The following is a 21094-nucleotide window of genomic DNA, read 5'->3' as shown; positions in this document are numbered from 1 at the left end:
GGATTGGCTCCCTTCACTTGATCCAGGGCAAGGTGTCGAGGTCGACATTCCCGCCGGTGATGATGACGCCGACCCGCTTGTCAGCGAACCGGTCTTTGTTCTTGAGAATGGTGGCAAGCGGCACGGCCGAACTTGCCTCCATCACGATTTTCATCCGCTTCCAGGTAAGTTTCATCGTCTCGACAATGTCTTCCTCGGATGCCGTCAGAATGTCGGTGACGTGGTTCGAGACAAAGTGCCAGGTCAGGTCCTTGAGCGGCACTTTCAGACCATCGGCGATCGTGTCGGGCGCGTCATCCGCGATGATGTGACCCGCCTTGAAGCTGCGATAGGCATCATCCGCCTGCTCCGGCTCGGCCGCGATGATCTGCGTTTCCGGCGCCATATGTGACAGCGTCAGGCAGGTGCCCGAGATCATGCCGCCACCGCCGATCGGGGCCACGACCATATCGAGGCCACCGGTCTGCTCCATCAACTCGCGGCTGCAGGTGCCCTGGCCTGCAATCACCCGGTGGTCGTTATAGGGGTGCACGAAATTGCCACCGGTCGCCGCCTGTACTTCGGCAAAGACCGCCTCACGCGAGGTGGTTGAGGGGTCGCATTCCGTGATGGTCCCGCCATAGCCGATGACCGCGTCTTTCTTGGCTTGTGGGGCAGTGCGCGGCATCACCACGTTACAGGGGATGCCACGACGCCCTGCCGCGTAGCTGAGCGAAAGTGCGTGATTGCCAGACGAATGCGTGCAGACGCCTTTTCCTGCCTCTTCCTCGGTCAAGCCGAACACTGCATTTGAGGCGCCACGCACCTTGAATGCAGCTGCTTTTTGGAAGTTCTCACATTTGAAGAATAGCTGCGCGCCGGTTAGCTCGTTCAAGTATGATGAGGTCAGGACCGGCGTGCGGTGGATATGCGGCTTGATCCGCTCATGCGCCGCCAGCATGTCGTCAAACGTTGGGATATACATTGCGCTGTCCTTCATCATGCGGCGTCCTTGCACGCAACGGCAGGGTGCCCGCGATAATATTCCTGCGCGGCGGCAACGCCGGACCCCAGGGTGATGTCAAGGCCCAGATCCGCCATGCACATTTCGGCGGTTGCGATGCCGCTCAGGGTCATCACATCCGTCAGACTGCCAAGATGCCCGATACGGAACACCTTGCCAGCGACCTCGCCCAGGCCGACACCAAAAGCGACGCCATAGGTCTCTGCCGCATGGGTCACGATGTCGGTTGCGTTGAACCCTTCGGGAGTGCGAATCGCGCTGACCGTGTCCGAATAGACCGCCGGGCTGGCGGCGCAGAGGTGCAGGCCCCAGGCATTGACTGCTTCGCGCACGCCCGTCGCGATGCGATGGTGCCGCGCAAAGACATTCTCCAGCCCTTCATTCAACAGCATCTGACACGCGTCGTTGAGGCCATTGAGCAACCCGACAGCGGGCGTGTACGGGTAGGCATTGTTGGCATACCCCTTGGCCATGTCATGCACATCAAAAAACGTTCTCGGCAGGGTTCCGGTCTTGGTGGCTGCCATGGCCTTTTCGCTGAACCCCACAATCGCCAGCCCGGCGGGCAGCATGAAGCCCTTTTGCGACCCGGTGACCGCGACATCTACGCCCCATTCGTCAAATCGGAAATCCATCGACCCGATCGAGGATACGCCATCAACGAACAGCAAAGCAGGATGGCCCGCCGCATCCAATGCGCGACGAACGGCGGCGATGTCCGATCTGACCCCGGTTGCGGTCTCGTTATGTGTGGCCAGAACAACCTTGATCTGGTGGCTCTTGTCCGCAGTTAGGATTTCTTCGTAACGGTCCGCGGGCAGGCCCTCGCCCCAGGGTGTTTCCACAATCTGGACGTCCAGCGCGTGGCGCTGGCACATATCGATCCAGCGGTGCGAAAACATCCCATTGCGCGCGGCCAGAACCTTGTCGCCCGCACTCAGGCAGTTGGTCAGCGCCGTTTCCCAACCACCGGTACCGGTGGAGGGAAAGATAAAGATCTCGGCATTGCCGCTTTTAAGCACCTTGCGGACACCATTGCGTGCAGGGTGCAGGATTTGCCCAAAAAGCGGCGACCGGTGGTCAATGGTCGGCATGTCGCAGGCTTTGCGCAGAGCTTCCGGGATGTTGGTTGGCCCCGGAATGAAAACAGGGTTTTGAAAGCTCATATCGATCTCCTCAAGTCGTTATCCTGTTTCTAACGCCTCGCTGGATTCGGCGAAATTTTTTTGAAATCGTTTTTCAAAAAGTCGATACTCAGAATAAATTATTGTTGTCATGGGCTTACGTTTTTCATATCGTGAAATTGCCTTTCGCAAAAATCTGAGACTTTATATGAAATCGCAAGAAAATGATATTTCCAGCCCGCGTCGCGCTCGCGGTCGGCCACGGGACTGGGACGACAAGACCGCGCAAAACACAATTAAATCCCTGGATCGCGCGATGGAGGTCTTTGAGTTTCTCAGCGAGGCGCAGGGCAAGGCGCTGACCGCGTTATCTGCCGAGATGGGACAATCCCCGGCCACGGTCTATCGCGTCCTGGTGACACTTGAAGGCCGGGGGCTTGTCGAATTCGACCCGGTCGAGCAGGTCTGGCATATCGGGCCACAGGCATTCATTATCGGCGCGCGTTTTCTGAGGCGCACCAGCCTTGTGGATCGCGCGCGTCCGATCCTGCGGAAATTGATGGAAGAGTCCGGTGAAACTGCCAATCTGGGGATCGAAAAAGAAGGCTTTGTGCTGTTTCTGAGTCAGGTCGAGACCCACGCAGCGATCCGTGCGTTTTTCCCGCCCGGTACGTTGTCGCCGATGCATGCCTCGGGCATCGGCAAAGCCCTGCTGGCCGAGATGGACGATGCCCGATTGACCCGAACCTTGCAGGGTAAGACGCTCGAAGCATTTACAGACTTCACCATTACCGACTTCGCAGCCCTGCGCAACAGCCTCGCCGAGGTGCGCCATGCCGGATATGCCATCGACGGTGAGGAAAAGAACCTTGGCATGCGGTGTATCGCGGCGCCGGTCTTCGATGTGACAGGCGAAGCTGTGGCGGGAATTTCGGTTTCGGGTCCGACCAGCCGCGTCGGCACCGGTGATATCGAACGCCTGAGCCGCTCTGTGAAAGAGGCCGCTCAGGCGTTGTCGCTTGCCATAGGAGGAAAGGTCACCCCGCCGCCGACCTGAGCATGGCATGCTGAGCATCCGACAGGGGCCGAAGTGCCATGTGGCGGTTCACGTCCTTATAGAGCAGATACCGGAACTTACCTGGTCCCCCCGCATAACAGGCTTGCGGGCAGAAGGCGCGCAGCCACATATAGTCGCCTGCTTCGACCTCGACCCAATCATTGTTAAGGCGATAGACCGCCTTGCCTTCCAGCACATAAAGACCATGCTCCATCACATGGGTTTCTAGGAAGGGAATGACTGCGCCGGGCTCGAAGGTCACGATGGTGACATGCATGTCGTGGCGCAGATCATTTGGATCGACGAAGCGTGTCGTTGCCCATTTGCCGTCCGTGTCGGGCATGACCGTCGGAGTGATGTCCTTTTCGTTGGCGATGATCACATCAGGTGCGTCCAGACCCGGAACAGCCTCATAGGTTTTGCGGATCCAGTGGAACCGCAGCATCCCGTCCGAGTTGTTGTGCAGGGTCCAGTTGGTCGATGGCGGCAGATAAGCATAGCCGCCTTCTTCCAGAATATGCTCGGTACCGTCGGCAGTCAGCGATGCGTTGCCTTCAACGACGAACAGGACGCCTTCGGCACCGGGATCGGTTTCGGGGCGACCCGAGCCACCACCGGGTGAGACCTCCATGATGTATTGCGAGAACGTTTCGGCAAACCCGCTTAGCGGGCGGGCGATCACCCAAAGCCGGGTGTGCTCCCAGAACGGCAGAAAGCTGGTCACGATGTCGCGCATCGTGCCTTTTGGAATGACGGCATAGGCATCGGTAAAAACCGCCCGATCCGTAAGGAGCTGTTCTTGACCGGGATGCCCGCCTTTTGGGGCATAGTAATTCGTTGACATCAAGGCTCCTGTCTTTTGTGCAGTTTAGGTCAAATATGTTGCGCCAAGCACCGGCTGGCCACCCGCATCAGGCTTGCAACACCTTTCGCAATCGCTTGATAATCCCGGCCTACTGATTGAAATGCCGTCAATCGGGCGGCCTCTCCAGAGACCAGCCGTTTGATGAACACGGCGCGGGTTACGAATGCTCCGGCACCCGAACGCTGGGCGCGCGCGCGGCAGGGGTTGTCTTGCTTGGCACACCGTTGACGTAAACCTCTTCGATGGCCCGGTCGTCGCCCATCATCTGCAGGACGAACAGCTCTTCCGACAGAGTGGTGGCGCGGTCCATGCGCAGGGCCATCGCCTCTGTGCTGCGTGCGTTGAGCACGACGATGTCCGCTTCTGTGCCGGGATCGAGAGTTCCGATCTTATCTTCCATCCCAAGAACGCAGGCATTCCCGCGCGTCGCCCAGTGGAACGCCTGCAGCGGATGCAGGGACTGCCCCTGCATCTGCAACACCTTGTAGCCCTCGTTCAGGGTCTGCAGCATGGAATAGCTTGTCCCCGCGCCGACATCGGTCGCGATCCCGTTGGTGATGCCGCGCCCGCGCAGACCGGCATCGTCAAAAAGCCCGCTGCCCAGAAACAGGTTTGAGGTCGGGCAAAACACGGGGTGTGCGCCAGTCTCGGCCAGGGCGTCGATCTCGCGCGGTTCAAGATGGATGGAGTGTCCGAGCAAGGTTTTGGGACCCAGAAGCCCGTAGGATTGATACACATCCAGATAGTCGCGTGCCTGCGGATAGAGCTCCAACGTATAGGCGATCTCGTCGCGGTTCTCGGACAGGTGGGTCTGCACATGGCAATCGCTGTGTTCTCGCACCAGAGCCTGCGCCATCTCCATCTGTTCGGGCGTTGAGGTGATGGCAAAGCGCGGCGTGATGACATAGCTCGACCGGCCCGTACCATGCCATGTGGAGATCAGGTCCTTGCTGTCGTCATAGCCCGTTTGCGGGGTGTCCATCAGACCGGTGGGCGCGTTGCGATCCATCATTACCTTGCCGCCCAGCATCCGCAACTGACGCTTGGTTGCTTCATGAAAAAACGCGCTGACCGAGGCTTTGTGGACGGAACAGAAGGCCACGGCCGTTGTAGTCCCGTGGGCGATCAACTGGTCGAAGAATTTTTCGGCCATAAGCGCGCTGTGATCGGGGTCTGCAAAGCGCGTTTCTTCGGGAAAGGTGTAATTGTTGAGCCAATCCAGCAGCTGCGATCCCCAGGAGGCGATCACCTGGACCTGCGGAAAGTGGATATGGGAGTCGATGAAACCCGCCATCAACAGGTGCGGCCGGTGGTCGATGACGGGGGCATCCGGGGCCATTGCCGCCACGTCGCCGAAGCTGCCGGTATTTTGGATCACCCCGTCACGGACTAGCACCGCTCCGTCTTCAATATAGCTGTAGGCGCCTGTGTCTTCGCCACTTTGCGGCTCGGCGTGGAAACTCAGCACGCGTCCGCGCAGCAATGTCTGGGTCATGATCATTCTCTTTGCATCACTGGGAAGGGGCCGGGGCGGCTGTTGTGCCGCCCCGGCCTGTGCTCAGGCTTGTTGTGCCGGCGTGTCGTCGTCGATCAGATCCGGCTCGTCGGGAACGATGACCCGATGTTCCAGATCTTCCTTCGGTGCGAGCATGGGATAGATGTAAAGGAACGCGCCGATGATCAGATAGCCGACGGTGATCCCGTCCAGTTGCGGGGCCTGAAGCGTAAAGGAGTGGATCACACCGATCGAGGACATCACCGCCGCAGCGATGGCAAAGCCGCCCGCCATGCGGAAGCGTCCGTCGATCACGTCTGCCACGATTGCCCCCCAGATCAGGCCAGTCAGAATAGCACCCTGGCTCAGCGCCAGATGGCCTTCGTAATGCGCACCTTCCATCAGTAGCGCCGCCGTCAGGCCCTCATCGCCCAACGCAGGCAGGCCTTCGACACCAGAGCTACGGAGCGCATTCATCAGCGATCCCCATTTGACGATCAGAAACTCCGAGATATGCGGCAAGATGGCAAAGGAAACGGCTGCCATATGCATCGGCTTGACCGCCCATGCAGTGTTGGTGATCAGGCTAACTGAAACAAAGACCAGCACCGGTGCCGCGGCGGCAATCGGAATAAGGCCGGCCAGGAAGGACAGGAACCCGAGGAATGCCGCAGCGGCGATCACAAAGGCAACCCCTACGATATAGCCCGCATGTGCATCCAGACGCTTATAGGCCGGGTGCCCGATATAAACCGTAGTGGGGAAGGGCGAGCCGAACAGCGCACCGATCATGGTGCCTGCACCATCCGTGACCTGACACAGGCCGACGGGATAGTGATCGCCTGCGGCTTCGGCGGATTCCACGTTGTTCATGGTCTCGATGAAGTTGTAGATCTGCACCGGGATCAGGACGAGGAACAGCTCGGGGTTGGCAAACAGGTACTGAACCCCGGCGATCAGGTCTCCGAAATAGGGAACGGGCGGGTAGAATCCGATGCCGCTGACGTCGAACCTGGACTGTCCCAACACGATAGCGATCACCGTGCCTGCGCCGATGGCCAGAAGGCCCGCAGGAATGTTCCCGGGCAGGCGAAACCGTCCGATCAGTCCCCAAAGGATGAAGAGCAGCGACGTGAAGCCGATGATCGGATGTTCAAAGATCTCCGCAAGCGGGACCGATCCGATGAAGACCAGCGCGATGCCGCAGAGCGTGCCCAGCATACCCGCGCGTGGCGTGATGCGCTTGAGAAACGGGCCGACAATGGCGCCAAGCGCCGCAACGATGCCACCCATGAAACCCGCTCCGATGCCGACCTGCCAGGCCAGAAGCGGATCCTGCGTCGCCCAGTAGATCGGTCCGATCACGCCGAAGAGATAGACGAACATCACTGGCGTCGAGATGCCGTAAGGCAGGGCGGTCACGTCCTTGCCTTGCCTATTTGCGGCCCATTTGGCCATGTAGGTATAGACGGCGACACCTGCCAGAATGGCGATGGCGGCACCCGGAACAATGCGGCCGAACACGATCTCGGCGGGCATCTGAAACACGAACTGGCAGACCCCGGACAGGATCAGTAGATTGACAAGGTTGTCGGTGAACAGCGCCCAGAAGGCGCTGAAATCGCTGCGTGTGAACAGCTTATAGTCGTAGGTCCTCCCGTCCATGACGGTCTCCTCCTCTGATGGAACCAGCCCTCGCTCTGACGATGTCAGCCCGAAATCCCTTGCTGGCCTTGGTGTTGACCCGATGCGGGTGCGTCGAGTGCTCCGTAAGGAGCGGTTGCGGCAGTTTCAGAGGTCAATTCAGCCATCACTTCGGCCACCACGAAGGAGGCAATGACGCTGGGCCGCTTGTCGCGGCTGCCGCTTGCCCCGATGGGGCAATTCAAATTTTCGATTGTCTGGCCGCCGCAGTGCTTGCGCGCCCAGTTGCGGAATTTGGTCCGCTTCGTGCCCGAACCGATCATGCCTACATAGCGCGCGTCGCCGCGTTCTAGGGCAGATGATGTCAGCAGGAAGTCGAGGCCGTGATCATGGGTCAAGACGATGAACGCGCTGTCAGACGGGGCGGTCATGATGTCGACCTCGGGGATGGCGCTGACGCGGCATTCCACATCCGATTGGCAAAACTCGAGCTCCTGCGCCCTTGTGTCAATCACGATGCAGCGCACCGGCAGGTGCTGGAACAGGTTCGCCAGCGCGCGCCCGACATGTCCGCCGCCCATGACATATACATGGGGCAGTGCTGCGTCGGAGTTGTCCGCGCGCAGCTGGGCGGCGCGCTTGTCCGACGGGCGCATGCGCGACAGCGACAGTTCCACCCTCCCACCGCAGCATTGCCCGATCTCGGGGCCCAAAGGCACATCCATATCCTTGTCGAGGATGCCCGCGCACAGCATGTCGCGCGCCTGCTCGATGGCAAGGTGTTCCAATTGCCCACCGCCTATCGTGCCCCTGAGCCCCTGCGCCGAGACAAACATCTCGGTCCCTTCGTTGCGCGGTGACGAACCGCGCACCCGGGTGAGCGACACTCGGATCACAGGGCCTTGAACCTGTAAGAATGTCGACAAGGATTTGGATGCGCTGGCCATATCCTATCCCCCGTCTCTGAGCCGGGTCACCGCCATCAACACGCGTTCCGGCGTGGCGGGCGCGTCAAGACGCGGACAGGTCTTGTAGTTGGCCACCGAGGCAACCGCCATCGACAGCGCTTCGAACACCGAGATGCCCAGCATGAAGGGCGGCTCGCCCACCGCTTTGGAGCGTTTGATCGTCAGCTCGCGGTTTTCCGACCAGTCGGCGAGGTTCACATTGAAGATGCGTGGCCGATCCGATGCCAGCGGGATCTTGTAGGTCGAGGGCGCATGGGTCCGCAGGCGGCCTGCGTCGTCCCACCAGAGTTCTTCGGTGGTCAGCCAGCCCATCCCCTGAACAAACGCCCCCTCAACCTGGCCCTTGTCCAGCGCGGGGTTCAGCGAGCGCCCGACATCATGCAAGAGGTCGGTGCGCTCGACCCGGTATTCGCCTGTCAGAGTGTCGATGGTCACTTCGGAACAGGCCGCGCCATAGGAGTAATAGTAGAACGGACGGCCTTGACCCTTGTCCCTGTCCCAATGGATTTTCGGGGTCTTGTAGAAACCTGCAGCAGAGAGCTGAATTCGCGCCAGATACGCCTGTTTGATGAAGGCGTCGAAGGGGATGACTTGCGTGCCGACATGAACCTCGTTTGCGCGGAACACTACTTCTTCAGGTGCGACACCCCATTTCTTGGCCGCAAAATCGACCAGACGCGCCTGGATCTGTTTGACCGCATCCAATGCCGCCATGCCATTCAGGTCAGTCCCGCTTGAGGCGGCCGTTGCAGAGGTGTTCGGCACCTTCTCGGTCGTGGTTTTGGTGATCTTGATCCGATCGATATCGACCTGAAACGCTTCGGCGACAATCTGTGCGACCTTGGTATTCAGCCCTTGCCCCATCTCGGTCCCACCATGATTGAGGTGGATCGAGCCGTCGTTATAGACATGAACCAGCGCACCGGCCTGATTGTACCAGGTGGCGGTGAAAGAGATGCCGAACTTCACCGGCGTCAGCGCGATACCCTTTTTTAGAACTGGCGAGTCGGCGTTGAACGCGATGATCTCCTGCCGCCTCTGTCGATAGGCTGCGCTGTCTTCCAGTTCGGACACCAAACGGTCGAGGATATTGTCCTCAACAGTTTGGTGATACGGCGTCAGATCGCGGCCCTTGCCGCCATAGAAATTGACCTTGCGCACATCCAGCGGATCCTGGCCGGTGGCAAAGGCGATTTCTTCGATAATACGTTCCGCCGCGATCACGCCTTGCGGGCCGCCAAAGCCACGGAAAGCCGTGTTCGACACGGTGTTGGTCTTCATTGGATGGCTGGTCAGGCGCACATTGGGGTAGAAATAGGCGTTGTCGGCATGAAACAAAGCGCGGTCGGTTACCGGCCCCGACAGATCGGCCGAGAATCCGCAACGGGCTGCAAAGCTGCCGTCCAAGGCGTGAATGCGCCCGGCCTCATCAAAAGCCACATCGTAATCGATCACGAAATCATGCCGCTTGCCGGTTGCGGTCATGTCCTGATCGCGGTCGGGGCGTATCTTGACCGCGCGGTTCCATTTCTTGGCGGCAATCGCGGCGACCGCACAGAACAGGTTCATCTGGCTTTCCTTACCGCCAAACCCCCCTCCCATGCGCCGCACATTCACGACCACGGCATTCGAGGGCACGCCCAGAACATGCGCCACCATATGCTGCGCCTCGGAGGGGTGCTGGGTGGAGCATTGAACAACGACCTCGTCATCTTCGCCAGGGATGGCAAAGGCAATATGGCCTTCGAGATACATGTGATCCTGACCGCCCACATTCATCCGCCCCTTGATGCGGTGCGGTGCAGCCTTGAAGGCGGGCACAATGTCGCCACGTTCAAGCTTGAGCGGCTTGGTTACATATGGGTAATCGGCCTCCTGCGCGGCAATTGGATCGAGCGCGTGAGGCAGCACTTCGCAGTCGATCTGCGCCAGTTCCGCCGCATGCCGCGCCGCGTCGCGGGTATCAGCAATGACGGCAAACAGAGGCTGGCCGTGGAACTGGATTTCGTCGGTGGGAAAGACCGGCTCATCGTTCAACCCGGTGGGGCTGATGTCGTTCACACCTGGCACATCTTCGGCTGTCAGCACGCCGACCACGCCCGGCGCGGCCCTGACTGCGGACAGGTCGATGCCCTTCAATGTGGCATGTGCCACCTCCGAAACGCCTAAATAGGCATGCAGCGCGCCTACGGGCAGCGCTATATCGTCGGTGTAATCCGCGCGGCCCGTGACGTGCTTGATGGCGCTGTCATGAATGCGGTCGCTATGCGCGGTACCCTGGACGGAAACGTTGTCTTTCATCGGGTCGTCTCCTTTTATCAGGCCGAGGCCAGTTGAATGGGGGCCGCTGTTGCGACGTCATGTTCAAGGAAGAACCGGTGCAACAGATTCTGGGCGGAGAGCATTCGGTAGTCAGACGAGGCCCGCCAATCGCTGAGCGGCGAGAAATCCTGCGGAAGCGCGGCAGCGGCCTTATCGAATGCGGCTTCGGACCAATTCTGGCCGACAAGCGCCTGTTCGACTGCGGTGGCGCGCTTTGGGGTAGCGGCCATGCCGCCAAAGGCGATGCGGCAGGTGGTGATGACACCATCGGTAACGCTCAAGTTGATCCCTACCGCGACAGACGAGATATCCTCGTCACGCCGTTTCGAGATCTTGTAGGCTGCGTTGCGCTGGTCGGGCTCGGGAAGCGGAATTCGGATGGTTTCGACGAATTCTCCGGATTGCCGGTCCTGCTTGCCATAGTCGACAAAGAAACTTTCCAGCGGCAGCGTACGGCGTTCACCCCCGCGCCGCAGGGTGATATCAGCACCCAGAGCAATCAGGACTGGTGGCGTGTCACCGATTGGCGAGCCATTTGCGATGTTGCCGCCAACGGTGCCCATATTGCGCACTTGCCAACCGGCGATGCGGTCCCAATACGCCGAGAGATGCGGCAGATGGCGGGACAGTGCGTCCTGGCATTCGGTGTAACTTGCCCCGGCGCCGATCATCAGATCGCCGCCTTGCCTTTGAACAAATTTCAGGTCGTTTAGATGGTCGATGAAAATGGCGGGGCCGATTTTGCGCAAGAACTTGGTCACCCAGAGGCCGACATCCGTTGCACCTGCTACAATCGTTGCGTCGGGATGGTTCAGCAGGCATTCGGCAAAATCATCCAGATCCGCTGGCAGAATGCTGAGGTTGTTCTCCGGGCCCGAAACGACCCGCTTGCCATCCTGCAAGATCCGCAGGCGGGTGGTTATTCCGCTGCGTTCCGTGTTCAGATGATCGGAGGTGGGCGATCCATAGCGGCTGATCGCGACTGCGGCGCGGATGATCGGCTCATATCCGGTGCATCGGCACAGATTGCCTTGCAGCGCGGTTTCGACCTGCGCCTCGGAGGGTTCGGGGGTCTCCATCCAAAGGGCATAAAGCGACATGACAAAGCCCGGCGTGCAAAATCCACACTGGCTGCCATGGTGATCGATCATTGCCTGTTGAACCGGGTGCAGCCGCCCGTCGGGTCCCGACAGATACTCTACCGTCACCACGTGGCAGCCATCCACAGAGGCGAGGAACCGGATGCAGGCATTGACCGGGGCGTAGGTCAGACCATTCTCGGCGAGGCGGCCGACCAGAACGGTGCAGGCACCGCAATCGCCTTCGGCACACCCTTCTTTGGTACCGGTCAGGCGACGCTCCAGCCGGAGGTAGTCGAGCAGCGTCTGGCTTGCGCCGACATCGCTGACCGAAACATCCCTGCCGTTCAGTACAAATCGTATTTCTCTGCGATGCGCCATTTGCGTCGTTTCCCGGTGCCGTGGTTGCCAAACGTCGAGTCCCGGACACTCTAACGCGGCGCATTACGGTAAAAAATGGCCGCAAACGGCAAATACTTTCAACGTTTCGTTGAAAATAGGGTCGCATGAGCGCAAACTGCCTGTGTTGAGTACGCGAAAGGTGGGAAAAAATGTCGTATGTAGAAAGCCTTCGCGTCTTTGTCAGGGTGGTCGAGCTTGGTAGCATCACCTCGGGCGGGCGCGACCTCAGGCTGACGCCTGCCGTCGCGAGCAAACGAATAAAGGAACTTGAGAGGCGACTTGGGGTGCGGCTATTCAACAGAACCACCCGGTCGATCACGCCCACCGAGGTAGGTACGGTTTTCTATGACGAAGCCAAAAGCGTGCTGTCCGCCCTCGAAACGGCAGAGGCGAAAGTTGCCAATTTCTCGGACAAGCCAAAGGGCGCAATTCGGGTCACCGCTCCGCTGGGTGTGGGCCGCAGAATAGTTGCTCCGCTCGTTCCGGATTTTGTCGATACCTACCCCGAAACCGAGGTTAGAATGCGGCTGTCGGACCGCAAAGTAGATATGCTGGCTGATGGTTTGGATGTCGCGTTCTTTGTCGGTCAACCGCAGGACTCAAACATGAAACTGCGCAAGATCGCGGATTGCGAGCGGGTTCTGTGTGCCTCCCCAAACTATCTTTCGGAATTCGGCACGCCTGAAGCGCCAGAGGATCTGCTGCATCTGAAACATAACTGCCTGCTGTTGCGGTACCCGCGATCGCCGGAGTATTTCTGGACGCTGAACCCGGAATCCGGACCAATCAAGCTTGACGTGCGCGGCAAGTTCGATGCTGATGATGGCGACGTCCTGACAGACTGGGCACTTGCGGGCCGAGGCATCGTCAACAAGCCACGGTTTGATGTATCGGAGCATATGTCGAACGGGCGTCTGGTCGAGGTTCTGCCTGCTGCCCCGCCGCTGTCAACGATCTTTGGGTGCATATACCCGCACAAGAAGTTGCAAGACCCAAAGGTTCGCCTTTTCGTAGACCACATTGTTGCCAGGAGTCAGGTGATGCTGCGTTAGGCGGCCTTAGATGTGCGCACTCAGTGTCTTCGCTTCTCAGGAACAGGTTGGAATAGTCCCGAGCATAACGTTCGTTTGAACCACATGGTTTCAATTCACTCAACGCGCCGACAACTATGCTACGACTCAATCAACTTTGCGGTGCTTTGTCTGGTGACGATCTCATGAGCAAGGAATGCCGGGGCGGCTGGGGCCGGGTTGTTCCCCAACTAGGCCAGCAAGGTTTCCATTGCCGGTTTCCCGATCAGGTTTCGCGCCTGGTGCACAGTTGTAAGCTCGGGTTGAAAAATGGCCGCGAAGGGGACTTCGTCGAACCCCATCTCTGAGTATTCTCCCGGAATGTCCACACCGGCCTCATGCAAACCCCGTATGACGCCCATGGCAGATTCGTCATTTGCGCAGAATGCTGCGGTGGAGCTTTGGTGCTCTGCCAGCAAAATATCTGCCGCCCGCTTGCCGTCCCGAAAGGCAGAGCCACCAGCAACCGCGGCGGATTTGTCATCAAGTCCTGGATCCCTCATCGCAGCGGCGTAATCGTCATGCCGGTCTTTGGTTAGCGAATTACCTTGCGGGCCGGTGACATGAACGATCGACCTGTGCCCTAGCGACAATAGATAGGTGGTGGCATCATAGGCTGCTTTTACATTGTCGGTACCGACGTATGGAATGGCGCTATTATCGATCCGCTCGGAGATAGACAAGATTGGAACTCCGTCAGGCAGAAGGTCCGTCGGGCGCGCGCGGACGTTCAGAAGAAGAGCGCCATCCGCGCGACCGTTACGTAAATTTTTCAGGATATTGGAAAATCTTTCATTTTCGTCACTGGTGTTGCCAATCAGGATCGTCAGGTTTGCCTGGGTGGCCACCTTGTCGATTCCAGATAGGATTTTGGAAAAGAACGGATTTGCGATGTCGGGCAAGATGACAAGAACGGTTCCGGCCCGATTGCGCCGCAACATTTGCGCGGCGGTATTGACGCTATGGCCGGTCTCAAAAACCGCATCGAACACGGCTTTGCGAGTTTTTTTTCGAAACGATATTCGGTGATTGCAGGGCACGGCTGACGGTTGCGGTCGATATACCTGCCACCCGAGTCACGTCTCTTACGGCAGGTTTTTTCTGCGACTGTCTGGTCTTCGTGACCTGATTGTAACAGGGCAAGATGGCAAATGTAATGGTTTACATAAAAAGTGTAAACGATTACATAAAATCCGAATGTGGTGCCATCCTAGGGAGGATAAATGAAGCTGGGTGTAAACCTGCTTTGTGTAGGCGGACTGATCGAAGTGGCAAATCTGGAACATTGCCGTCTGGCCTCACAAGAGGGTTATGACGGCATTGAAATTGCCGTTCAGGATGGCTCCCCCAACAACTATGGATGGCTGGGCGCGCAGTTGGATGCAATAGGGTTGGAGCGGGCCTGCACCGCCATTGTCCCGGACCCGGGTGCAGACCCAACCAGTGCGGACCCGGCAATCCGGACGCGCGGTATTGCGCATCTGGACGGGATTCTAGACTGTACAACAGCCTTGGGTGCCCGGATCATCGGCGGGCCGTTTCACGCGCCAATTGGGCAGTTTACCGGCAAAGGTCCGACCACAGACGAATGGCAGCGCGGGACTGAAGCGCACTACATGATGGCTGAGAAGGTGGCGGAACGGGGTATTCCGCTTGCCCGTGAGCTCCTCAACTGGTTCGAGACGCATTTTCTTAACGCGGCTGAACAGGCCGCGCAATTTTGCGATATGGTCGGGCATCCCACCTTCGGGACCATGTTCGACACGTTTTGTCCCCATATCGAAGAAAAGGATCCGGTCGGCGCATTCCGGGCGCTGGCAGGACGGATCAATGTGCTCCTCGTGTCCGAGAATGACCGGGGAATAGCAGTCACTGTTCAGATTGATTGCCCATCGGTCTTTATGGTGGTCAAGGCAACGGGCTTCGACGATTGGGTGTTGATGGAGGCTAGCGGCGCTGGCGTACCCGAGATTGCGGCCGCCACACGAATCTGGCGACCGATGTTCGACAACTATACAACGCAGTTCCGTGACAGTGCGCGTCTCATCCAAGACACGTGGGAGCAGGCATGAGCGGCGATATCGTCTTTGAAATGAAAGTTGTCACAAAGGAGTTCCCAGACATCAAAGCGCTGGATCGTGTCAGTTTCACAGTGCGCGCAGCCGAGGTGCACGCGCTGTCTGGCAAAATCGGGGCGGGGAAGTCCACACTGATGAAGGTTCTGTCGGGCGTCTCCCAGGCAGACAAAGGCGATATCTATCTGCGCGGTGAACGGGTTGCGTTCCACCATCTGCTCGAGTTGCTCGCACAGGGTGTCAGCGTGATCTATCAGGAGTTTTCTCTGCGACCGGACCGCACCGTGGCTCAGAACATCTTTCTGGGGTGCGAGCCTGTGCGCTGCTCGGGAGTTTTGGATGCCGACCGGATGCGGCGAGAAACGCAGAAGGTTCTGGCCCTGTTCGAAGACCACCACCGGTTTGGCCCCGATACACGGGTGGGAGAACTTGACGTCACGCAGCAGCAGATGGTCGAGATCGCCAAGGAGCTTTCGCTGAACATTCATGTCATCGTGATGGATGCCGAAGGTTTGGACGACAAGCAGATCGCCGATCTCGAGGACCTGCTGGCCGGTGGCACCTGCGACGCGCTGATCGTTTCACCGAACACCACGGCCGCGCTGACACGGGCGGTCGAGAGTGCCTGCGAACAACTTCCCGCCATTGTTTTCGACCGCAGTGTGAATACTGACTGCCCAGTGACCTTCATCAAGCCGGTCGGTGGCAACGGGTTCGGAATCAGTCCGGCGAGTTCATCGCAGCCAACGCCCCCGAAGGCTCGGACGTTCTGATGCTGCGTATTCTGCACGGCGTAGATGTTCTGGAAACCCGCTATTCCGCCGCCAAGCGCATTCTGGAAGAGGCAGGGCTGAACATCTTGGGTGCGGCCATTGAAGCCTTTGAGGATTGGGGGCCGGATGTGCCGATCGTCACGGGTGAGGACCAGCATGACTTCCTCCAGAAATGGCAAGAGATCGGCATGAGCACCATCGCGACGCCCTACCCGACCAATCAATGGCGCACGCCGATCCTGGCGGCGTTGAAGGCTCTGGACAGCGAAGCTATCCCTGGGTCGGAGTGGAACCTGCCGCAGCCCGCGACTGCCAACGACAATCTGGCTGACTTCTTGAACCCTGCGATACCACCGCTGCACTACGCCGCTTGCGGTTGCGAAAGGATGCCAGGCTACCCCGAGCGTTGGCGCGGCAAGTAACCATCTGAATCGACCGGGCCCCAGGGCGGGGCCTCGCAAACCCGAATAATAAAAGGAGGCACACATGCCGGGTGCGATCAAAGGACCTGCGATTTTTCTAGCGCAGTTTGCGGGGGACGAGGCCCCATTCAACTCGCTGGGCACGATCACGAAATGGGCGCGTGAGCTTGGCTATGAGGGCGTGCAGATCCCAGCTTGGGACACGCGGTTATTCGATCTAGACCGCGCTGCCGAAAGCAGGGAGTATTGTGACGAGGTTGTTGGTATATGCGCCGAGAACGGCGTGCAGATAACCGAATTGGCGACCCACCTGCTGGGGCAACTGGTTGCGGTGCATCCTGCTTATGACACCCAGTTCGACGCGTTCGCGCCGCAGGAGGTTGCGGGCAATCCCGCCGCACGGCAGGCATGGGCGGTGCAGCAGATGCTTAAGGCGGCGACAGCCTCGCGCAATCTGGGGCTGGAGGTCTCGGCCTCGTTCACCGGGTCGCTGGCCTTTCCGTTTCTTTATCCGTGGCCGCAGCGCCCCTCGGGGCTGATCGAGGAAGCCTTTGGCGAGCTAGCACGCCGCTGGACAACAATCCTGAACGCTTACGAAGATCAGGGGGTTGATGTTGCCTATGAGCTGCATCCCGGAGAGGACGTTTTTGATGGCGCCACGTTCGAGATGTTTCTGGACGCGCTGGACGGCCACAAACGCTGCACCATCAACTACGACCCGTCGCATTTCCTGCTGCAACAGTTGGACTACCTGGGGTTCATCGACCTCTACCACGACCGGATCAGCGCCTTTCACGTCAAGGATGCCGAATTCAATCCGGACGCGCGGCAGGGGGTCTATTCGGGCTATCAGCCCTGGCTGAACCGGGCCGGACGGTTTCGGTCGCTGGGGGATGGGCAGGTGGATTTCACCGGGATATTTTCGCGGCTCGCCACCCATGGATATGACGGCTGGGCAGTTCTGGAATGGGAGTGCTGCCTGAAACACCCCGAAACCGGTGCCGCCGAAGGCGCGCCCTTTATCCGCGATCACATCATCCATGTTACCGACAAGGCGTTCGACGATTTCGTCGGGGGTGACGGCAATCCGGCCATATTGAAATCCATGCTGGGGATCGCGCGATGAGTGGAAGCTACAAATCACCCATCCGCTGGGGCATGGTCGGCGGCGGCGAGGGTGCGTTCATCGGGGGCGTTCATCGCATCGCCGCCCGGTTGGACGGGCAGTACGACCTGCTTGCCGGAGCATTTTCGTCGGACCCAGAACGGGCCAGAAGGTCCGGCGCGGCGCTAGGGGTTTCAGCCGAACGCAGTTATGGCAGTTTCGAAGAAATGGCCCGCACCGAGGCCGCACGCCCCGACGGGATCGAAGCCGTCTCGATCGTGACGCCCAATCATATGCACCTGCCCGTGGCGCGGGCCTTTTTGAAGGCAGGTATCCATGTCATTTGCGACAAGCCGTTGACCACATCGCTGCAGGCCGCGCGGGACTTCTTGGATGAACAGTCGAATGCCGACGCCCTGTTCGTTCTGACTCAAAACTATCCCGGCGCGCCGATGGTCCGTCAGGCACGCGAAATGATCGCTCAGGGTGCAATCGGAACCTTGCGCCACGTCCAGGTGGAATATGTGCAGGACTGGCTGACCAAGCCGGTAGATGAAGCCAACAAACAGGCCGCCTGGCGCACCGACCCATCGAAATCGGGCGCGGCAGGGGCCTTGGGGGATATCGGCACCCATGCCTATCAACTGGCCTGTTTTGTCACCGGGCAGCGTGCGGGACAGGTGGCTGCCGATTTGACCGCCTTTGTTCCCGGACGCCAGGTGGATGACAACGCGGCCGTTCTGATGCGATACCCAAGTGGCGCCAAGGGTATGTTATGGGCCAGCCAGGTGTCACCGGGCAACGAAAACGGGTTATCGATACGGGCCTATGGAGACAAGGGCGGTCTGGAGTGGCAGCAGGAAGACCCCAACCGGCTGTGGTTCACCCCTTTCGGAGAACCCAAACAATTGCTGACCCGCGGCGGGGCAGGGGCCAATCGCGCCGCCAACGCTGTTACGCGGGTGCCGGGCGGTCATCCCGAAGGGTATCTGGAAGCCTTCGCAACAATCTATGCCTCGGCTGCTCAAGCAATCCGAGCACATCGGGGCGGTCTCGATCCAGCGCCGGAATTTCTGCTCACCACCTTGGAGGAGGGCGTCCACGGCATGGCCTTCATCGATGCCTGTCTGCGCTCATCAGCAGGTGTTGCCGCGTGGGAACCCCTTCAAACGCTACCTTGACGGATATCCATGAACTGAAACTGCGACCCGCATCTTCAAGATACTTTGGGTCACAGGATCACTTGTTCTTCGGCAGGGTGCCCGTAGGAGGAGCCTTCGTACCAATTTTGTTTCGGTCGCAAGGGTTGCTCCTCGGCCCCGGTCTCCCGCGCTGTAACGGCTCTTTGGCGGCATAAGTGTCTACTGGGCAATAAATTCGTTGCAGATCACCAACGGGATGACAGCACATGGTGCTGCCATGACATACTTGTCACATAAGGCTCCCTGCCATTCCAATGAGTGGCTCGCACCCTCAACAAAGCTTGGGATCTATCACCTAGACTGCTTGTTGTAGCGCGGCTGCCTTTGCGGTTGCCGCTGGCAACCAGACTTCGAACCGGGCACCGCCGCCCGGTCGGTTGTGCGCCGTGATCAGGCCGCCAGCCCGCTGTATCAGGGTTTGCGAAATCGACAGGCCCAGACCCGTCCCCTCGGCCTGCTTGGTGGTGTAGAAAGGGGCAAAGACATCATCGACATCTTCGGGTGCGATGCCTGGCCCGGTATCAGATACGACGATGCAGACGCCATCGACCCCATCCTGTTCGGCATCTGTGGTCTCGAGGGTCAACACGCCGCGCTCGCCCATGGCCTGAACCGCGTTCAAGATCAGGTTGATCAGGACTTGCTGTAATTCGCCGGGGTCGATGCGGACCGCCAATTCGGTCCCCAACTGCGTTTGGACCCGGAAATCGCCGTGAGAAATGACGTGATTGACCAGCACCAGGCAATCGGTGATGACCGGGTTCACCGGCACCGTCTGTTCAAGGTCGGCAAAATCGCCCGGGCGGGCAAATTGCAACAGTTTGCCCACAATAGTTCGGATGCGGGCAATCTGCCGGTCGACCAAACCAAGTTCAGTCCGGATTGTCTCGGCGGCATCCCCCAGACTGTCGCGGATCACGTCCATATTGCCCTGAATGACGGCGACAGGGTTGTTGATCTCATGCGCGACACCGGCGGTGATCTCACCGATCGAAGCCAGCTTTTCGCTCATCACTAACTGGCGGAACGTTTCTTCGAGCTTTTCATTGGCGCGCTGCAACTCAGCTGTGCGCTGATCGACGCGCACGTTCAACTCCTCGTTCCACGACCTCAATGTCCGGTCCCGCTCCTGTATCTGGTCCAGCAGATCATCGAGATGGCCTGCCACTTCTCCGATCTCTCCGCCGCCGCCAACCTGGCCGTTGCGCGCCGACAGGTTGCCGCGCTGCACCTGGTTCATGGTACGTGTCATACGTTCAAGTGGCGCAAAGATGCCCTTGGCAAGCCGTAGGAATACCGGCGCGGACAAGAGCAGCACCGCCATGAACGCCCCGAGAATGGCAAGGAAGGCGTTGCGCTTGGCGATGGTGAACGGCTCTTCCAGCACACCGACATAGAGCATACCGACATAGTCTCCGAAACTGTCGGTCAAGGGCAGGTAGCCCGAGATATACCAGTCGTTCACCACAAATGCGCGGTCGAGCCAGGTCTGCCCTTGTCCCAGCACCTGTCCCCGGACCGCCGCCGACACGCGGGTGCCCAGGGCGCGGACATCTTCGAACAGGCGCACATTGGTCGACACGCGCACATCTTCCAGAAACAGGGTTGCGGTGCCCTGCCGTGACCCGCCCGCCACCGCGTCCTGATAGACAAGCGCGTTGATCGTATCGATGAAGCCCAGGTTGCGGTTCAGCAGGATGCCCCCCACCAACACCCCGTCGCGGCCCGGCAGGCGAACGGGAGTGGCGGAATGAATGACCATCCCACGATCCTCGACCGTGCGGTCCGTGGGTACGGCTGCCTCGGTCTCGATAAGAGGCAGGCGGGCGCGGTCGGCGAGCTGGGGCGATATTGCGCCTAGCGCCGCGCCCGAAAAGATATCGACTGCGGTCTGTCCCTGTCCCTTGGCCGCGCTCTCAATCACCGGCCACGTCCCGGTCGCTTTGGCAGGCGGCAGATAGTAGAGAAAGTCCAGTTCCAGTTCCGCTCGCTTTTTCTCAAAGAATGCGTCAAACCCCGTCATCCGCGTCTCGGCGAACTCCACTGAACCGGCAACCGCCTGCAGTTCATCCCCGGTCTCGACCATCAGACGTGACAGATATTGTTCCGCAATGCGCAGGTCGCTTTCGACATTTGCAATCAGCACCTCGTCATAATCCGCCGTCCACCGCGTCATGCCCAGAAAAAGCAGCAGCGGCATCAGCAGGACCATGGGCGCAAGGGCCAGGATCAGCAGGCGGAAGCGGACAGAAGTCATGGGCGCACGCTATCAAAGCCGATGACTTTGCGCAAAAGCTCTGCAACAGGCGCGCGTGCCACATTTGTCATTTTGGCCGGTCTCAAGCCCGAGGCATGGAAAAATACGCCGGACAATTTGGCCCTGAAAAGGCACCGCGGCGTGGCCTGCTGGACAAGCTGTCATGCCCGCCCCACCTTGCAACAACAGGGCTGGTATCCCCCGTGAAAACCGTCCAACCTGCGGCAAAAC

Annotated in this window: 18 protein-coding genes; 7 read left to right on the top strand and 11 right to left on the bottom strand. The window is 59.3% G+C overall.

Annotated elements, in window-relative coordinates; all coding sequences use genetic code 11:
* Positions 1-13 precede the first annotated feature (13 nt).
* Positions 14-979, bottom strand: a complete 966-nt coding sequence (bhcB, locus tag AB1E33_RS06255) for a beta-hydroxyaspartate dehydratase BhcB (protein WP_372576628.1) — start codon at positions 977-979, stop codon at positions 14-16.
* Positions 979-2169 carry an L-aspartate--glyoxylate aminotransferase BhcA gene (gene bhcA, locus AB1E33_RS06250; protein ID WP_372576394.1) on the bottom strand — a complete coding sequence of 397 codons (1191 nt, stop codon included), beginning with the start codon at positions 2167-2169 and terminating at the stop codon, positions 979-981. Before bhcA ends, bhcB begins: the two co-directional genes overlap by 1 nt.
* A gap of 166 nt (positions 2170-2335) precedes the next feature.
* On the opposite strand from bhcA, the gene bhcR reads away from it, so the two are divergent.
* Complete coding sequence (gene bhcR / locus AB1E33_RS06245) at positions 2336-3184, top strand: HTH-type transcriptional regulator BhcR (RefSeq protein ID WP_372576393.1); 849 nt, start codon at positions 2336-2338, stop codon at positions 3182-3184.
* Here the strand turns inward: bhcR and AB1E33_RS06240 are convergent.
* The 6 genes from AB1E33_RS06240 to xdhA all read right to left on the bottom strand — a co-directional run bounded on the left by AB1E33_RS06240 (position 3165) and on the right by xdhA (position 11938).
* Complete coding sequence (locus tag AB1E33_RS06240) at positions 3165-4028, bottom strand: bifunctional allantoicase/(S)-ureidoglycine aminohydrolase (RefSeq protein ID WP_372576392.1); 864 nt, start codon at positions 4026-4028, stop codon at positions 3165-3167. The genes bhcR and AB1E33_RS06240 overlap by 20 nt on opposite strands.
* A 178-nt stretch (positions 4029-4206) precedes the next feature.
* Positions 4207-5544: a guanine deaminase gene (gene guaD / locus AB1E33_RS06235; protein ID WP_372576391.1), complete on the bottom strand. Its 1338-nt coding sequence runs from the start codon at positions 5542-5544 to the stop codon at positions 4207-4209.
* A gap of 63 nt (positions 5545-5607) precedes the next feature.
* Positions 5608-7209, bottom strand: a complete 1602-nt coding sequence (locus tag AB1E33_RS06230) for a xanthine/uracil/vitamin C permease (protein ID WP_372576390.1) — start codon at positions 7207-7209, stop codon at positions 5608-5610.
* 44 nt (positions 7210-7253) lie between these two features.
* A complete protein-coding gene (xdhC, locus tag AB1E33_RS06225; RefSeq protein ID WP_372576389.1) occupies positions 7254-8135 on the bottom strand; it encodes a xanthine dehydrogenase accessory protein XdhC in 882 nt (293 codons plus the stop codon).
* 3 nt (positions 8136-8138) lie between these two features.
* Positions 8139-10457: a xanthine dehydrogenase molybdopterin binding subunit gene (xdhB, locus tag AB1E33_RS06220; protein WP_372576388.1), complete on the bottom strand. Its 2319-nt coding sequence runs from the start codon at positions 10455-10457 to the stop codon at positions 8139-8141.
* 17 nt (positions 10458-10474) lie between these two features.
* Positions 10475-11938, bottom strand: coding sequence for a xanthine dehydrogenase small subunit (gene xdhA / locus AB1E33_RS06215; protein ID WP_372576387.1), 1464 nt, complete (start codon positions 11936-11938; stop codon positions 10475-10477).
* Between the two features lie 170 nt (positions 11939-12108).
* On the opposite strand from xdhA, the gene AB1E33_RS06210 reads away from it, so the two are divergent.
* Positions 12109-13011 (top strand): LysR family transcriptional regulator, encoded by a 903-nt coding sequence (locus tag AB1E33_RS06210; protein WP_372576386.1) that lies wholly within the window; start codon positions 12109-12111, stop codon positions 13009-13011.
* A gap of 209 nt (positions 13012-13220) precedes the next feature.
* Here AB1E33_RS06210 and AB1E33_RS06205 read toward each other — a convergent pair whose 3' ends face one another.
* Together AB1E33_RS06205 and AB1E33_RS06200 are read right to left on the bottom strand one after the other, a co-directional pair.
* A complete protein-coding gene (locus tag AB1E33_RS06205; RefSeq protein ID WP_372576385.1) occupies positions 13221-14021 on the bottom strand; it encodes a substrate-binding domain-containing protein in 801 nt (266 codons plus the stop codon).
* On the bottom strand, positions 14002-14109 hold the full coding sequence (locus tag AB1E33_RS06200; protein ID WP_372576384.1) for a hypothetical protein: 108 nt from the start codon (positions 14107-14109) through the stop codon (positions 14002-14004). The genes AB1E33_RS06205 and AB1E33_RS06200 overlap by 20 nt, the downstream gene beginning before the upstream one ends.
* Before the next feature lie 143 nt (positions 14110-14252).
* Between AB1E33_RS06200 and AB1E33_RS06195 the strand changes: the two genes are divergently transcribed.
* The 5 genes from AB1E33_RS06195 (at position 14253) to AB1E33_RS06175 (ending at position 18585) form a co-directional block, all read left to right on the top strand.
* A complete protein-coding gene (locus AB1E33_RS06195) occupies positions 14253-15101 on the top strand; it encodes a sugar phosphate isomerase/epimerase family protein (protein ID WP_372576383.1) in 849 nt (282 codons plus the stop codon).
* The gene (locus AB1E33_RS06190; protein ID WP_372576382.1) at positions 15098-15877 is read left to right on the top strand and encodes an ATP-binding cassette domain-containing protein; all 780 of its coding nucleotides are present in this window, start codon (positions 15098-15100) and stop codon (positions 15875-15877) included. The genes AB1E33_RS06195 and AB1E33_RS06190 overlap by 4 nt, the downstream gene beginning before the upstream one ends.
* The gene (locus AB1E33_RS06185; protein WP_372576381.1) at positions 15877-16299 is read left to right on the top strand and encodes a type 1 periplasmic-binding domain-containing protein; all 423 of its coding nucleotides are present in this window, start codon (positions 15877-15879) and stop codon (positions 16297-16299) included. Before AB1E33_RS06190 ends, AB1E33_RS06185 begins: the two co-directional genes overlap by 1 nt.
* Positions 16300-16363: 64 nt before the next feature.
* Positions 16364-17425, top strand: a complete 1062-nt coding sequence (locus AB1E33_RS06180; RefSeq protein WP_372576380.1) for a sugar phosphate isomerase/epimerase family protein — start codon at positions 16364-16366, stop codon at positions 17423-17425.
* Positions 17422-18585: a Gfo/Idh/MocA family protein gene (locus AB1E33_RS06175; RefSeq protein WP_372576379.1), complete on the top strand. Its 1164-nt coding sequence runs from the start codon at positions 17422-17424 to the stop codon at positions 18583-18585. Before AB1E33_RS06180 ends, AB1E33_RS06175 begins: the two co-directional genes overlap by 4 nt.
* Positions 18586-18901: 316 nt before the next feature.
* On the opposite strand, the gene AB1E33_RS06170 is transcribed toward AB1E33_RS06175, so the two are convergent.
* Positions 18902-20863, bottom strand: coding sequence for a sensor histidine kinase (locus tag AB1E33_RS06170; RefSeq protein WP_372576378.1), 1962 nt, complete (start codon positions 20861-20863; stop codon positions 18902-18904).
* Between the last annotated feature and the right edge of the window lie 231 nt (positions 20864-21094).

This window comes from Ruegeria hyattellae (assembly GCF_041537925.1).
In the GTDB taxonomy this organism is placed as follows: domain Bacteria; phylum Pseudomonadota; class Alphaproteobacteria; order Rhodobacterales; family Rhodobacteraceae; genus Ruegeria_C.
Note: the sequence above shows the minus strand (reverse complement) of the source record. Positions and strands in the feature narration are given on the sequence as shown.

What these genes read in the sequence shown, in the direction of transcription:
- bhcB (WP_372576628.1), bottom strand. Translation starts at nt 979, where the DNA reads ATGAAGGACAGCGCAATGTATATCCCAACGTTTGACGACATGCTGGCG.
- bhcA (WP_372576394.1), bottom strand. Translation starts at nt 2,169, where the DNA reads ATGAGCTTTCAAAACCCTGTTTTCATTCCGGGGCCAACCAACATCCCG.
- bhcR (WP_372576393.1), top strand. Translation starts at nt 2,336, where the DNA reads ATGAAATCGCAAGAAAATGATATTTCCAGCCCGCGTCGCGCTCGCGGT.
- AB1E33_RS06240 (WP_372576392.1), bottom strand. Translation starts at nt 4,028, where the DNA reads ATGTCAACGAATTACTATGCCCCAAAAGGCGGGCATCCCGGTCAAGAA.
- guaD (WP_372576391.1), bottom strand. Translation starts at nt 5,544, where the DNA reads ATGACCCAGACATTGCTGCGCGGACGCGTGCTGAGTTTCCACGCCGAG.
- AB1E33_RS06230 (WP_372576390.1), bottom strand. Translation starts at nt 7,209, where the DNA reads ATGGACGGGAGGACCTACGACTATAAGCTGTTCACACGCAGCGATTTC.
- xdhC (WP_372576389.1), bottom strand. Translation starts at nt 8,135, where the DNA reads ATGGCCAGCGCATCCAAATCCTTGTCGACATTCTTACAGGTTCAAGGC.
- xdhB (WP_372576388.1), bottom strand. Translation starts at nt 10,457, where the DNA reads ATGAAAGACAACGTTTCCGTCCAGGGTACCGCGCATAGCGACCGCATT.
- xdhA (WP_372576387.1), bottom strand. Translation starts at nt 11,938, where the DNA reads ATGGCGCATCGCAGAGAAATACGATTTGTACTGAACGGCAGGGATGTT.
- AB1E33_RS06210 (WP_372576386.1), top strand. Translation starts at nt 12,109, where the DNA reads ATGTCGTATGTAGAAAGCCTTCGCGTCTTTGTCAGGGTGGTCGAGCTT.
- AB1E33_RS06195 (WP_372576383.1), top strand. Translation starts at nt 14,253, where the DNA reads ATGAAGCTGGGTGTAAACCTGCTTTGTGTAGGCGGACTGATCGAAGTG.
- AB1E33_RS06190 (WP_372576382.1), top strand. Translation starts at nt 15,098, where the DNA reads ATGAGCGGCGATATCGTCTTTGAAATGAAAGTTGTCACAAAGGAGTTC.
- AB1E33_RS06185 (WP_372576381.1), top strand. Translation starts at nt 15,877, where the DNA reads ATGCTGCGTATTCTGCACGGCGTAGATGTTCTGGAAACCCGCTATTCC.
- AB1E33_RS06180 (WP_372576380.1), top strand. Translation starts at nt 16,364, where the DNA reads ATGCCGGGTGCGATCAAAGGACCTGCGATTTTTCTAGCGCAGTTTGCG.
- AB1E33_RS06175 (WP_372576379.1), top strand. Translation starts at nt 17,422, where the DNA reads ATGAGTGGAAGCTACAAATCACCCATCCGCTGGGGCATGGTCGGCGGC.
- AB1E33_RS06170 (WP_372576378.1), bottom strand. Translation starts at nt 20,863, where the DNA reads ATGACTTCTGTCCGCTTCCGCCTGCTGATCCTGGCCCTTGCGCCCATG.